The organism is Pseudomonadota bacterium (assembly GCA_023229365.1).
In the GTDB taxonomy this organism is placed as follows: Bacteria; Myxococcota_A; Polyangia; order JAAYKL01; family JAAYKL01; genus JALNZK01.
Map to the genome: position 1 here is coordinate 1 of JALNZK010000140.1, position 13,757 is coordinate 13,757.

The 13,757-nt window shown below is 67.7% G+C and carries 13 protein-coding genes; 10 read left to right on the forward strand and 3 right to left on the reverse strand.

The genetic code is table 11. From position 1 onward, the window contains the following. Positions 1–274: 274 nt before the first annotated feature. Positions 275–1,075: a type IV toxin-antitoxin system AbiEi family antitoxin gene (locus M0R80_27740; protein MCK9463430.1), complete on the forward strand. Its 801-nt coding sequence runs from the start codon at positions 275–277 to the stop codon at positions 1,073–1,075. After that, positions 1,068–2,780 (forward strand): cation:proton antiporter, encoded by a 1,713-nt coding sequence (locus tag M0R80_27745; protein ID MCK9463431.1) that lies wholly within the window; start codon positions 1,068–1,070, stop codon positions 2,778–2,780. The genes M0R80_27740 and M0R80_27745 overlap by 8 nt, the downstream gene beginning before the upstream one ends. A gap of 13 nt (positions 2,781–2,793) precedes the next feature. Here the strand turns inward: M0R80_27745 and M0R80_27750 are convergent, their stop codons facing one another. Beyond that, on the reverse strand, positions 2,794–3,687 hold the full coding sequence (locus M0R80_27750; protein ID MCK9463432.1) for a universal stress protein: 894 nt from the start codon (positions 3,685–3,687) through the stop codon (positions 2,794–2,796). A 599-nt stretch (positions 3,688–4,286) separates the two neighbouring features. On the opposite strand from M0R80_27750, the gene M0R80_27755 reads away from it, so the two are divergent. Both M0R80_27755 and M0R80_27760 read left to right on the forward strand, forming a co-directional pair. Continuing rightward, positions 4,287–4,457, forward strand: coding sequence for a hypothetical protein (locus M0R80_27755; GenBank protein ID MCK9463433.1), 171 nt, complete (start codon positions 4,287–4,289; stop codon positions 4,455–4,457). 480 nt (positions 4,458–4,937) lie between these two features. Continuing rightward, positions 4,938–5,225: a hypothetical protein gene (locus tag M0R80_27760; GenBank protein ID MCK9463434.1), complete on the forward strand. Its 288-nt coding sequence runs from the start codon at positions 4,938–4,940 to the stop codon at positions 5,223–5,225. A gap of 134 nt (positions 5,226–5,359) precedes the next feature. Here the strand turns inward: M0R80_27760 and M0R80_27765 are convergent, their stop codons facing one another. After that, a complete protein-coding gene (locus M0R80_27765; GenBank protein MCK9463435.1) occupies positions 5,360–5,821 on the reverse strand; it encodes a GAF domain-containing protein in 462 nt (153 codons plus the stop codon). 150 nt (positions 5,822–5,971) lie between these two features. Between M0R80_27765 and M0R80_27770 the strand changes: the two genes are divergently transcribed. Further along, on the forward strand, positions 5,972–6,658 hold the full coding sequence (locus tag M0R80_27770; protein ID MCK9463436.1) for an LOG family protein: 687 nt from the start codon (positions 5,972–5,974) through the stop codon (positions 6,656–6,658). Between the two features lie 3 nt (positions 6,659–6,661). Further along, positions 6,662–7,018, forward strand: coding sequence for a hypothetical protein (locus M0R80_27775; GenBank protein MCK9463437.1), 357 nt, complete (start codon positions 6,662–6,664; stop codon positions 7,016–7,018). Between the two features lie 15 nt (positions 7,019–7,033). On the opposite strand, the gene M0R80_27780 is transcribed toward M0R80_27775, so the two are convergent. After that, on the reverse strand, positions 7,034–8,080 hold the full coding sequence (locus M0R80_27780; protein ID MCK9463438.1) for a hypothetical protein: 1,047 nt from the start codon (positions 8,078–8,080) through the stop codon (positions 7,034–7,036). A 287-nt stretch (positions 8,081–8,367) separates the two neighbouring features. Between M0R80_27780 and M0R80_27785 the strand changes: the two genes are divergently transcribed. From M0R80_27785 to M0R80_27800, 4 genes are all read left to right on the forward strand, one after another. Continuing rightward, complete coding sequence (locus M0R80_27785) at positions 8,368–10,311, forward strand: sulfatase-like hydrolase/transferase (protein ID MCK9463439.1); 1,944 nt, start codon at positions 8,368–8,370, stop codon at positions 10,309–10,311. A gap of 81 nt (positions 10,312–10,392) precedes the next feature. Further along, positions 10,393–10,794 carry a 4Fe-4S binding protein gene (locus M0R80_27790; GenBank protein ID MCK9463440.1) on the forward strand — a complete coding sequence of 134 codons (402 nt, stop codon included), beginning with the start codon at positions 10,393–10,395 and terminating at the stop codon, positions 10,792–10,794. A 47-nt stretch (positions 10,795–10,841) separates the two neighbouring features. After that, complete coding sequence (locus tag M0R80_27795) at positions 10,842–12,980, forward strand: aldehyde:ferredoxin oxidoreductase (protein MCK9463441.1); 2,139 nt, start codon at positions 10,842–10,844, stop codon at positions 12,978–12,980. A 322-nt stretch (positions 12,981–13,302) separates the two neighbouring features. Then, on the forward strand, positions 13,303–13,757 hold a 455-nt coding region (locus tag M0R80_27800), incomplete at its 3' end, for a transporter substrate-binding domain-containing protein (GenBank protein ID MCK9463442.1).

Below are 13,757 nucleotides of genomic sequence, written 5' to 3' on the forward strand. Positions count from 1 at the left end.
GTTCTCCGAGCTGTGATATAGTCCAGAAGGCGTAGGAGTTTTGTCGCAGAACGCTTCTTATGTCAACTCGCTGGGCTTAAAGTGGCTTTGTGTTTCCTACGCGCGTGGAGATTGGTGTGCGCGTGTTAGGGTAGACGCGGTGCGTGTCGGTGCGTGTCGGTTCTTGCTAAAAGCAACGCTAAATGTTATATACGCAAAGAACCGTCACAGGCGGCGCGTGACGTTTCTTGGACAAAGTAATCTTTGTGCTGACATTGACGGAGAATTGTAACGAATGCGGGCCCGTGGGTACATCGAAGAGCTGGCCGCGAACGGGCGGCACCACTTCAGGTCCGTCGAGGCCTTCCAGGCGATCGGTGGTAGCCAGGCTGCCGTACGAGCCCAGCTTCGCCGGCTGAAGGAGCAGGGGCTCATCGCCGAGCCCGCGCGCAGCTTCCACGTGATCGTGCCGCCAGAGTACCGGCGGCTCCGCTGCCTGCCCGCAGAGCAATTCGTCGATCAGCTCATGAAGGTCGGGGAGGAGCCCTACTACGTCGGGCTGCTGTCCGCGGCCGAGAGGCACGGAGCGGCGCACCAGCGTCCGCAGTCCTGCCAAGTGATGGTGCGGAAGAACCGCGCGGCGCTGTCGTGCGGAGAGGTGCGGGTCGAGTTCATCGCCCGGGGTGATCTCGAGAAGATGCCCGTCGCCACGGTCAACACGCCGCGCGGAGTTCTTCGTTACGCGACCCCGGAGGTGACGGCGCTCGAGCTCGTCGGCTACCCGAAACATGCCGGCGGCCTGAGCAACGTCGCGACGGTCGTGGCCGAGCTCGCCGAGGGACTCGACGCGGGCAAGTTGCTCGAGGTCGCTCGGCTGTCGCCCATCAGCTGGTCGCAGCGACTCGGCTACCTTCTCGAACTGGTCGGCCGCGAAGACATTGCCAACGCCATCCAGCCCTTCGTCCAGGAGCAGGCGAGGAGCTACACGCCGCTACGACGCACGGCGGCCATCGCGTCGGCGAAGCGCAGCGCGAAGTGGAAGCTCATCATCAACGCCGAGGTGGAGCCCGAGGCGGTAGGAGACAACGATGCATGACCTCGGCATGCTGATGACGTTCGCCGGCGGCCTGGCTGGAGCCCTGGTGCTCGGCTTCCTCGCCCACCGGCTGAAACTATCCCCCATCGTCGGCTACCTGCTGGCTGGTGTCCTGGTCGGCCCCTTCACGCCTGGCTTCGTCGCGGACCGTGCCGTAGCGGAGCAGTTCGCGGAGATCGGCGTCATCCTGCTGCTCTTCGGAATCGGCCTGCGCTTCCATCTGCGCGAGCTCATCGCGGTCTGGAAGGTGGCGCTTCCCGGTGCGCTCATCCAGAGCACCATCTCGACGACGATGCTCGCGGTGCTGCTGCACCTGATGGGTTGGAGCTGGATCTCCGGGTTCATCCTGGGCATGGCGATCTCGGTCGCCAGCACGGTGGTGATGGCCCTGGTGCTCGCCGAACGACATGACCTCCACGCGCCTATCGGTCACATCGCGATCGGCTGGACCGTGGTGGAGGACCTGCTGACGGTCGGCTTGCTGCTCCTCCTGCCGATACTGTTCGGCCCGGGTGGCGGCACCGGCGATGGCGCGGGTGCAGCGCTCGGGCTTGCGGCGGTCAAGGTCATCGGGCTCGTCGCGGTGGTCGTGGTCCTCGGGCGGTGGGCGATCCCTTGGGCACTCAATCAGATCGAGAAGACCCGCTCGCGCGAGCTCTTCACCTTGGCGGTGCTGGTTCTCGCGGTGGGTATCGCGGTCGGCTCGGCCAAGCTCTTCGGAGTGTCGATGGCGCTCGGCGCGTTCCTTGCCGGGTTGGCCGTCGGTCGCTCCGAATTCGCGGCACGTGCCGCGGGCGACGCCGTGCCCATGCGGGACGCCTTCGCCGTGCTCTTCTTCGTCTCGGTCGGCATGCTCTTCGACCCGCGGAGCCTCGTGCAGACGCCGCTGGTGATAGGTGTGGTGCTGTTCGTCGTGGTGATCGGAAAGCCCGTGGCGGCCATGTTGACGGTTCGGCTCCTCGGACGTCCTTTCGCGACTGCGATTCCGGTCGGCGCGGCGTTCTCGCAGGTGGGCGAGTTCAGCTTCATCCTCGGGACCGTGGCGCGGCAGCTCGGGCTCCTCAACGACGCGGGCTGGAACGCGCTGGTGGCGGCCTCCATCATCTCGATAGCGATCAACCCCACCATCTACCGCTGGGCGCGCAGGCTCTCGTCCTCGGCGCCGAAACTCGCAGCAGTGGCCCCCGGCGAACGACCCGTGGTCGACCCGAATCACTGCATTCTGGTGGGCTATGGCCCGGTGGGGAGGATCGTCCATCGACTCCTCGCCGACCGCGGCACGTCGGTCACCGTCATCGACCTCAACCTCGACACTGTACGGAAGATGAAGGCCGATGGAGTGAAGGCGCTGTACGGTGATGTGCTGCGTTCGGGAACCCTCGAGGATGCCGGCATCGCGACCGCCGGTAGCCTCATCCTGAGCGCCGACGTCGAGGACGCGGCCGAGATCATCAGGCAAGCGCGGATGCTCAACCCCGACCTGCGTGTCCTGGTACGCTGCACTCACCTCCGTGACGCTCCAGCCTTGAAAAGCGCGGGCGCCAGCGTGGTCGCCGCGGGTGAAGCCGAGGTGGGCGTGGCGCTCGTCGAGGCGATGACCGCCGATCACGTGACCGAGTGTGGGGCGCAGGCAGACCAGCGCCAGGCGGTCCGTGCGCGGCTCTACGGCACAGGTTCATCCGTCCCGCCGTCAACCGAGGCGTGAGTATCGGATCGGCTCAACGCGAATCTGAGACGAGGACATCCGTGCGAGCGGCGCGGACTATCTTCTTCGTGACGCTGCCCAGGAAGAACTCCTCGAGGACCGACTGATTCTTGCCCACGACGATGACGTCTGCGCCGTAACGCACGGCCGCGCCCGGGATCAAGGTCGACGGCCCCCCGTGTCGGACGTGGCGCTCGAGATGCCGATCGCTCGGCACGGGACACCGCTCGAGCAGCTCGGTCAGGCCCCGGACAGCCTCGCCCTTGGCCGCCGCGCGGTGCTTCGCGAGCGTTTCTCCGGACGCGTGATGACTGATGAGCTTCATCTCGAACGGCGGCTCGTAGGCATGCAGGACATGCAGGCGTGCCCGCTCGGACAGTGCGACCGCGGACATGACGACCGAGCACGACACCGGCGCGAGCGCCACACACGCCAGGATGGTTCCGTAGTTCTCCTTCGGGGCGTCTTTCACGACAAGGGTGTCTCCGATCCAGCGCTCCAGGACTCGTTCGGCCGTCGTGCCGATCAGCGCGTCCTTGAACGAGCGTTCGCCTCGGCATCCGACCACAACGAGGTCAGCGGACAGCCGCATCGCTTCGCTCGCCAACGTCGCGGCTGCACCTCCCTTGAGGAGCTTGATGGTCGCGGTGACGTCGTGCTTCCGAGCCAGCGCTCGCGTCTCCTCGAGGTGCCGTTCAATGACTGGGTCCGGACCCGTGCGAAAGGAACGATCGACGTCGAGTTCCCTGACGGCCGCGCGGTCAAGCCGCGGGGTGACGTGGACGATCTCCAGCTTGGCGGAATGCTCGGTGGCGAGCAGCGCGGCGCGCACCACCGCGTGGGACGCGGAACGAGAGAAGTCGGTCCCTACCAGAATTCGCTTGAGTACCTTCTGCTTCGCCTCCATCTGATTCACGTCTCCTGCCAGACGAGAATCCGCGGAAGCGGTGAGCTGTCAGGTGAGTCGTAGGCTTCGGCGAATCCTCGTCGAGTCGAGTATCTCGATCCGCGCCCCACGGGTCAACCCTTTGTCCTGGTTGTTGTCCTGGTTGTCCTGCGAGCGTGGTCTCTGGCTAGGCCGAGGTCGATGTGACGCTCGTCGAAGCGGTGATGGCCAGCGAAGAGGTAGACCATGCCAAGGCAGCGGAACGGCGCGACGCCGACCGTGCCCAGCTCTACGACCCACCAGAGAATCGCTGAGGAAGATCAGCGATCGCGGCGCTTCGCTGCAGCTTCGCCTTCTTCACGCGTGAACATGCGGTGGCACTTCCGGCAGCGGTAGCGCTCGCCCTTCGGTTTGCGAGCACGAGCCTGCACTTCACCGCAGTGCGGGCATGCGAGCTTGATTAGAGCGGCAGCGGCCGCAGCTCCGAAGATCCATACCACGCGATCAGTCTACGCATTTCCCCGGTCATTCGCAAAAAGCTCTCGCTTGGTTGCTGCGGTTGTCCCCTTCGCGACCAGATCTGGCTTTGCCTCTCCGGAACCACTCCGAGGAGGCGACCCATGAAGTCCTGGTACGAGAGCAAGACGATCTGGCTGGGCCTGGCAACCATCGTGACCGCGGTCGTCTCGGCCGTGGCCGGCGGGGCCGGCTGGCAGCAGGCGGTGCTCGCCGCCGTCGGCGCCGCGAACATCTTCCTGCGCACGCAGACCGACAAGCCCGTGGGGAAGTAGCTGTCCCCGTCTTCGCGTGACGGTGCTTTGCCCTCACGGAGGCGGGGCGGTGGACCCAGGCCGGTTCACGATCCCGTGGGCTCCCCGACCCGGCGACGCGGGTTGACCGACCCCGCCTCCACTTGCTCGGGAGAGCCCTCGATGGAGCGCACGCTGAACGTCTTCGTCATCCCCGCCGACCGGTCCCCGGCCGGGCCGCCCAAGCTCTCCGAGCTGTGATATAGTCCAGAAGGCGTAGGAGTTTTGTCGCAGAACGCTTCTTATGTCAACTCGCTGGGCTTAAAGTGGCTTTGTGTTTCCTACGCGCTCGGCGGAGGGGGCGGTGACGTTGAGCAACGGGCCGATCTCGGTCGACGCCGAGCGCGGCGCGCAGGACCGCGCGCTCAAGGCGGTCATCGACGCGCTGGTCGGGAGCGTTCTCAAGTCGCTGGACGGGATCGAGTCCCGGTAGCCCGCCGCGAAAAGAACGGAGGACGAGCGATGGATTCGAGCGCATCGCCGACAGGCGCCGCTCCAAAGGCCAAGCGGAAGATCCGCAACTTCCTCATCGACCGGAGGTTCCAGCTCGGCTGGGTCGCGCGCGTGGCGTTCGTCACGGCGCTCATCCTCGGCGCCATGGGCTACTTCCTGTTCGGCACGCTCTCCGAGTCCACCGAGATGATGGTCGCCCAGACGCTCGGGGTCGAGGGGCTCGCCCCGAGCGCGCAGCAGGCGTTCATCGACCAGGGCGAGCGCGACAAGCGCTCCACCGTCTTCTCCCAGCTGTGATATAGTCCAGAAAACGTAGGAGTTTTGTCGCAGATCGCTTCTTATGTCAACTCGCTGGGCTTAAAGTGGCTTTGTGTTTCCTACGCGCGGATACGCGCCGGGTTTCATCGAGAAGCGGCGAGCGCGAAGATCGCTCAGCCGTAGATCATCGCGAGCACTTCTTCGAGCTTCTCCTCGTCGACCTCGTCGAACGCTTCGAAGTCCGCGCTGTCCACGTCGAGCACCCCGATGATCTCGCCGGTCCCGTCGCGGAGCGGCACGACGATCTCGGAGTTCGCCCGGCCGTCGCACGCGACGTGGCCCTCGAAATCCCGGACGTCGGGCACGATCACCGTCGCCCGGCGATCGATCGCAGCCCAGCAGACGCCCCGGTGCGGCGCGAGCACGACGCACGCCGGAGCCCCCTGGTACGGCCCGACGATCAGCCGCCCGCCGTCGAGCAGGTAGAACCCGGTCCAGAAGAAGTGCTTGAGCTTGCTCTGCAGCACCGCGGCCGCGGTCGCCATGCGCGCGGTCGGCTGGCGCGACTCGAGGAACTGGGCGCGCAGCTTGAGGATCGCCTCGTCGTAGATCTCCCGCTTCTGTCTCTTGTCCACGGCTGCCCTCCCGCGCAGCCCCCCGGATGACTCCAATATCCCGGAAGAGGGCGCGCGCGACAAGACAAAGAGCGCCCTTCCCCGCGGTCCGGCGCCTTGCGGCGTTCCCCGCCGGACGGTAGTGTACGGCTTCCGGGAGGAGGCACGATCATGTCCGACAACACGATCTGCGAGGACGACGCGGTCTGCGAGGTCGTCGACACCGCGTTGATGGAGCTCTGGAGGACGGCCAACACCCTCTCGCGCATCCGCCCGCCGAGGTCGAAGCGCTACCGCGTGACGATCTTCGGCTCGGCGCGCATCCGACCGGCGGACGCGCTCTACCTGGACGTCCAGGAGCTCTCGCGGCGCCTCTCCTCGCTGGGGTGCGACATCGTCTCCGGCGGCGGCCCCGGGCTGATGCAGGCCGCCAACGAGGGCGAGAACCTCGGCGACCCCGAGAACAGGACGCGCTCCATCGGCGTCCGCGTCGAGCTGCCGTTCGAGCAGGGGGCCAACCCGTTCGTCGAGAAGGGGTTCGTGCACCAGAGCTTCTTCACCCGCCTGCACCACTTCACGAGGCTGAGCGACGCCTTCGTCGTCGTCGACGGCGGGATCGGCACCGCGCTGGAGACGCTGATGATCTGGCAGCTCCTCCAGGTCAGGCACCTCGCGGACGTGCCCCTGATCTTCGTCGGCCCCATGTGGCGCGGGCTCGTCGAGTGGGCGCGCGCCGCCATGGTCGGGCACGACCCGCCGCTGTGCGACCCGGCGGACCTCGACATCCCACGCTGCGTCGACACCGTTGCGGAGGCCGTCGCCCTCATCGAGGCCCACAAGGCCCGGAGCCGGGGCTAGATCGTGGGAGCCGTTCGCGCCGCGCGCCTCTTCGGTGTCCTGGCCGCGCTCTTGGCGGGAGGGTGCGCGTCGCTCGCGATCGAGATGCCGCGGCACGTCACGCTGAAGGCCGGCGAGAACGCCGAGATCGTCGGCGCCCTCGTCGACGCCAGGACTCCGGTCGGCGGGGTCAACGTGGTCGAGGGACGGCTGCCGCCGGGGCTCGCGCTGGAGTTCGTCCGCGAGGCGCGCGAGTTCGCCATCCGGGGCGTCCCGTCCGAGGCGGGGCGGTACGAGGTCGGCATCTCGGCCTGGAGCTACGGCACCAACTTCCCGGGCGACAGGGCGACCGTCACGGTGTCCATCTACGTCGTGGAATGATCTTCCTGGCGCGGGCTACAGCGGCGGGACGGTGGCGGGGTTGAGCTCCGCGCGGCGCAGCTCGAACCAGACGTCCATGGTGCCCGTGGCCGCCTCGCACCCCGTGCCCGAGCACGGATCGGCGGCGTTCACGATCGTGATCGTACCGGAGGTCGCCACGGCCTCGATCCAGGCGTTGCTGATGTCGAGGCCGAACGCGGCGTACTCGGCGTGCAGCACCCACGCCGCGAACGCGGCCGGATCCTCGGACAGATCCAGCACCTCCCCGTCGAGCCAGCTGTCGCCGGGGATGGTGACGTTCAGCTTGTACCCGTTCGCATCCAGGAGCGTCCTCGGCTTGATCCAGGCGAACCGGATCTCGTCGGTCGTGTACGCCGGCCCCCCGTCGCTCACGCCGGCGTCCTCGATCAGCTCGCCGGCCGCGATCGCGAAGCCCGGGTTGAACGCCACCGACACGCAGCCGAAGCTGTTCGCGAACGGGAAGGCCTCTGCTACCGGGGTCTCGCCCACCGGCGCGACCACGAGCTCGAACTCGGCCTTGACCTGCCCGAGCGGCACGCAGCCCTCGGCGCCGACGTCGAACTCCACGCACGCGGTGTCGCTGCCCTCGCACGGCGAGAACGGGCCCGCGTCGCTCGCGCCCGCGTCCGCCGGCTCCACCGCGCACTCCGGGAAGCAGTAGTTCGAGGTGATGTTCGGGTAGAACGGTGAGTCGACCCACAGGAGCTCCGAGCAGACCGTGCCCGCCGCACACGGGTCCGAACCGAGATCGCACAGCTCGGTTGGGATCGCGGCCGGGTCCGAGCAGTCGATGTCGAGCGTCAGCTCGGTGCCGCCGTCCGCGTCGGTGTCGGTGTCGGTGTCGGTGTCGGTGTCGGTATCCGAATCGGTGTCGGTGTCGGTGTCGGTGTCGGTGTCGGTGTCCGTATCGGTGTCGGTGTCTGAATCCGTGGACGCGTCGAGGCCACCGTCGGCGTCCTCCTTGCTGTCCGAGCACCCGACGATCACGACCAACAGCAACCAGCAAAGAACCCGTCCTGAATCGAAAAGCGCGCGCGACATGTGTCCCTCCTCGTTGGAAATGCCAATCGCCCGGTTAATTTCCAGGATATTGGATCATCGTCCGTCGTTCTGCAACCGCCTTCATGTGCAACAACACTGACAACACTGTGGCGCCAGCGCAACGGTTCGGATGTCCCCGTCTGCGCGGGGATCCTTTGCGCGTTCGCGCCCGCCTGTCACGGAACCTTGCGGAATCCCGACGGAACCGCGCGTTTCCCGCCATCTTCACCGCCGCGCCGGGCGATCTGGTACGCGATCTGCACGAGGCGAGCGCAGCGAGGTGATCGATGCGCGGATTCGTCGGCAGTTTCGGGAGGGGTTTTTCGGCGTCGCTCGGGCTCCTGTGGCGGATCGTCGGGTTGCGCGACCCGCTGAGCGCCCTCGCGTTCCTGTTCACGAGCGCGATGTACGTGTTCTTCAAGGTCTCGCTCGGCCTGTTCCTGGTCGCGGACGCGGAATACGGCTTCTCCTTCGTCTCGCCGCCGTTCTCGCTGCTCATGGCGTCCAGCGACGTCGTGATCTCCTACGCCTGCATCGCGGCGCTCGAGCGGCTCGCCCCGCGCAGGTTCCTGGGCGCGGCCCTCGCGGCGACGCTCGCCGGGACCGCGGTGTTCCTCGTGTGCAACTACTCGGCGTACACCTACTTCAAGAGCTTCGTCACCTACGGCCTCATCCGCTTCAACGGCGCCGGCGCCGGCGAGCTCTTCGGCTACCTGTTCGAGTCGGTCGACGGGCTGTTCGTCGGGTTCGGCGCGGCCGCGCTGGCGCTCGTCGCGGGTTTCGCCGTCGCGGCTCGCCGGGTCCGGGCGATCGAGCGCGCGCTGCGGCGCGTGGCCATGGCCGCCGCGATCGCGACCGCCGCCGCCGGGGCGTCGTGGGCGGGGCTCGCGCAGCTCGGCTGGGACCAGACCGGGAGGCTCGTCCGCGATCCGCTCGTCGACATCGTGCAGTCCACCGTCGAGGGGCTCGTCCTCGAGCGCTCCGCGATGGGCGCGGACGCGGCCTTGAGCTTCGCGCCCCCCGAGGCGCTCCTCTTCGGACGCGCGCCCGAGGCGCTCCCGGCCGGGTTCGAGGCGCCTCGGCTCGCGAAGCCGAACGTGCTCGTCGTGCTCGTCGAGTCGCTCCCCCTGTTCCAGACGCCGCTCGCCGACCCGGAGAGCCCGCTCGACGTCGTCGCCGATCTCGCCCCCGAGTCGCTCGTGTTCGGCTCGTACCGCACCGTGTTCCCGGCCACGAGCCGCAGCCTGATCGCGATGCACTGCGCCGCGTACCCGGACAACGGGTTCGACACGATCTCGCGCTACATGACCGACTTCGCCTGCGCGCCGCTCCCCGCTGTCCTCGGGCGGGCCGGCTACCGGACCGGCATGTTCCACGCGTCGATGCTCACCTACGACAACCTCGACAGGACCGGGATGATGCGCTCGTACGGCGTCGTCGAGGACTACTTCACGTTCAAGGATCGCTCCGCGAGCGCCGGGATCGCCGACCGCGCGGTGGAGGAGGAGGTGGTCGCCGAGAGGGTGCTCGAGTTCATGCGGCGCGGCGGGGACGAGCCGTTCTTCGCCACCTACTTCGTCTACTGGACGCACTCGCCGTACGCCGTGCCGCCGGGCGAGGCGCGGCAGCCGGAGGGGACGCCCCTCGAGCGCTACCGCGCGAGCCTCGCCTACGTGAACGGGGTGATCGCGCGGCTGTTCGCGGACATGAAATCCGCCGGGCTCTGGGACGACACGATCGTCGTCCTCACCGCGGATCACGGCGAGGCGTTCGGCCTGCACCGCGGCGTGTACAACCACTCGAGCCACGTGTACGAGGACACGATCCGCATCCCGCTCGTCGTCAAGGTGCCCGGGCTCGACCGCGGCCACGCCGTCGCGCGCCCCGGGACGAACGTCGACTTCGCGCCCACGCTGCTCGGCCTGCTCGGGCTCGAGGCGCCGGCCGCGTGGGAGGGGCAGGATCTCCTGTCCGACGCCTACCGCGCGCGGCCCGCGCTCGTCTTCTCGAGGTCCACCGCGCTCGCGAACGGCATCGTCGACGGGAGCTACAAGTACATCCGCTACCTCGACGGCGGCGGCGGGGAGCACTTCTACGACCTCGAGAAGGATCCGTTCGAGCGGGTCGATCTGATCGCGCAGCGGCGCGCCGAGGCCGACGCCTACGAGGCGATCATCGGCCCGTGGCTCGCGCGGGAGCAGGCCCGGATCACCGCCCGCCCGAAGCCCTGAAACCGGGGGTCGGCCTGGATCGACCGCGTCCCTCGTGCTAAGTTGCCCTGGCTCCCGTACGGGGCCGAACGCGAGGCGAACATGAAGGCTAAAATCCTGAAGACCGACACGCGGAAGTGCAACGGCGCGCGGGTGTGCGAGACGACCTGCTCCAAGGCGTTCTTCAAGGTCGACGATCCGGCGTGCTCCTCCATCCGGTACAGCCGGGAAGGAGAGGGCGCGCACGCGCTGAACGTCTGCAACCAGTGCGGCGAGTGCATCGCGATCTGCCCGGTCGAGGCGCTCTACCGCAACAAGGTGGGCGTCGTGATGGTGAACAAGAAGATCTGCGTCGGCTGCTTCATGTGCATCGGCTTCTGCCCCACGGCGTCGATGCGCAGGGCGCCCGGGCGAACCGAGCCGTTCAAGTGCACGTCCTGCGGGCTGTGCGCCAAGGCGTGCCCGACCCAGGCGCTCGCGATCGTCGAGGAGGAAGTGCGATGAGCCGCGACTACACGAAGCGCACGGACTACACCGCGAAGGCGGGCGACATGAAGGCCGCGCACAAGGTGCTCGCGACCTGGTCCTACGAGCCCGGGCTGCCCGTGCGGGGCTACAACGATCGGATGCTGTACGTCGATCTCACGACGCTGCGCATCGAGGAGCGGCCGCTCGAGCCTGTGATGAAGGAGAAGTTCGTCGGCGGGCGCGGCTTCGGCCTGTGGCGGCTGTGGCAGGACATCCGGCCGACCACGAAGTGGAACGATCCGGAGAACGCGATCGTCATCTCCCCGGGCCCGCTCGGCGGCAACACGCAGTACCCGGGCTCGGGCAAGTCGCTCGTCGTGAGCCTCTCGCCGCTGACCGGCGTCCCGATCGACTCCAACGTCGGCGGCTACTTCGGGCCGCTGCTCAAGTTCTCCGGCTTCGACGCGCTCGAGGTCCAGGGGAAGGCGGCGCAGGAGGTCGTGGTCTTCATCGACGGCCCGGCGGGCACGGTGACGATCGAGGAGGCGCCGGCCGAGGATCCGAACAGCCACGTGGCGGCCGAGCAGTTCACGCACGAGTACGCCGCCGACGAGGCCGACCGGCGCAACGTGTCGGTCATCGCGGCCGGCCGCGGCGCGGATCACGCGCTGATCGGCTGCCTGAACTTCTCCTGGTACGACGTGCGGCGGCGCAGCGCCCGCCTCAAGCAGGCCGGCCGCGGCGGCATCGGCACCGTGTTCCGCGACAAGAAGCTGAAGGCGATCATCTCCCGGGGGCCGGTCGTCAAGGGCGACATGAACACGCCCGCCGACCTCGATCGCGTCGCGGCCGCCGGGATCAAGCTGCACAAGGAGCTCCACGACTACGACGACAAGCAGTGCCGCATGCGGAGGCAGGGCACGGCGCACCTCGTCGAGGTCATGGACGCGTACGACCTCCTGCCGGTCCACAACTTCCAGTACGGCAAGCACGCCGACGTCGCCGGCATCGCCTCGCCGGTCTGGGACGAGCGCTTCACGCAGGGGATCCCGGACGGGTGCTGGTACGGCTGCTCGATGGCGTGCTCCAAGGGCGCGGACGGGCACGTCCTCATGACCGGCCCGTACAAGGGCGACGTCGTCACCGTGGACGGCCCGGAGTACGAGACCGCCGCGGGGGTGGGCGCGAACTGCGGCATCTTCCAGGCGGACTGGCTCCTCGAGGCGAACTTCTACTGCGACACCTACGGCCTCGACACGATCAGCTTCGGCACTGCGACGGCGTTCGCCATGGAGTGCTGGCAGCGCGGCGTGCTGAACGCGGAGCGCACGGGCGGGCTCGATCTCTCGTGGGGCAACGGCCCGTCCCAGCTCGAGCTGCTCCACCAGATGGCCCGCGGCGAGGGGTTCGGCGTCACGGTCGGGCAGGGCGTGCACAAGATGCGGCTCCTGTTCGCCGAGAGGGGGTGGGGCGACGCGCGGCTCCTGCGGGACATCGGGATGGAGGTGAAGGGGCTCGAGTACTCGCAGTACGTCTCCAAGGAGTCGCTCGCGCAGCAGGGCGGCTACGCCATGACGAACAAGGGTCCGCAGCACGACGAGGCGTGGCTCATCTTCATGGACATGGTGAACAACCACATCCCGACGTTCGCGGACAAGGCCGAGGCGCTCTACTACTTCCCCATGTTCCGCACGTGGTTCGGGCTGAACGGCCTGTGCAAGCTGCCGTGGAACGACGTCGAGCCGGGCGACAACGCGAAGACCGCCGAGCCGGCCAAGGTGCCGGAGCACGTGCAGAACTACTGCGACGTCTTCGCGGGCATCACGGGCCGCGAGCTCACCAAGGACGGGCTCATCCGGATGTCCGAAACGGTCTACAACTTCCAGCGCGTGTTCAACCTGCGCATGGGGTACGGCACGCGGGAGCACGATCGCGGCCCGTACCGCGCCATGGGGCCGGTGACCGTCGAGGAGTACGAGTCGCGCGCCGAGCGCTACGACAAGCAGCTCAAGGAGAAGGCGGGCGTCGATCCGGCGGGCAAGGGCACGGCCGAGAAGGTGAAGCTCCTGCGCGCGTACCGCGAGAAGCAGTACGAGAGCCTCCTCGACGCGGTGTACAAGCGGCGCGGCTGGACCGCGAACGGCGTGCCCACGATCGAGCACCTCACAGAGCTCGGGCTCGACTTCCCCTGGTTCCTCGACGTCGTCCGGCCGCACCTGTAGCGGCGGCGGAGCTCCTCAACGGCCCCCCAACGCCGCGCGGAGATCAGACCGATCGGACCGATCCGACTGATCCGACGGATTGGCGCGCGGCCTTCCGACGCGGTAACGTAGTTTTATAGCGAGGGGATAGGTGTCAGACCCTTCCACTTTCCAGTTTTAATCCAAACAATCTCGAACCCATAGCCCTTCACGCAGCTTTCAGCAGCCTCTGTGTCGTGCGGTCGATGCGCCACACCGGGAGTCACGCCGTGAGTCGGATTCGCGCTTCTCCCGGCTGTGTTATAGTCCGCGAGGGGTCGAGCTTCGTCGCGGATCGGATCTCATGACAAGTTCCCGAAACGAAAGCGCGCTCGTCCGGCTCATGCGCCGAAAGAGATCGTCGTGGTCCCTTTCTCTCGTCCTCCTGATCTCGTGCGCCGCGCTCGAGCTTCGTGCCGACGACGGCGACGGCGAGCGGGCGGTCCGGGTCGGGGTCTACGAGAACAAGCCGAAGATCTTCACCGACGGGAAGCGGAACGCGTCGGGCATATTCATCTCGATACTCGAGGAGATCGCGCGCAAGGAGCGCTGGCGGGTGACCTACGTGCCGTGCGAGTGGTCCGGCTGCCTCGACCTTCTGAGCGGCGGGCGGATAGACCTCCTGCCCGATGTCGCCTACTCGCCCGATCGGGCGCGGCGGTTCGACTTCCATGCGGAGGAGGTGGTCGACAGCTGGTCGGCGGTCTACGCCCCGAGCGGGTGGGAGATAGAACGGTTGGCGGACCTCGACGGCCGCCG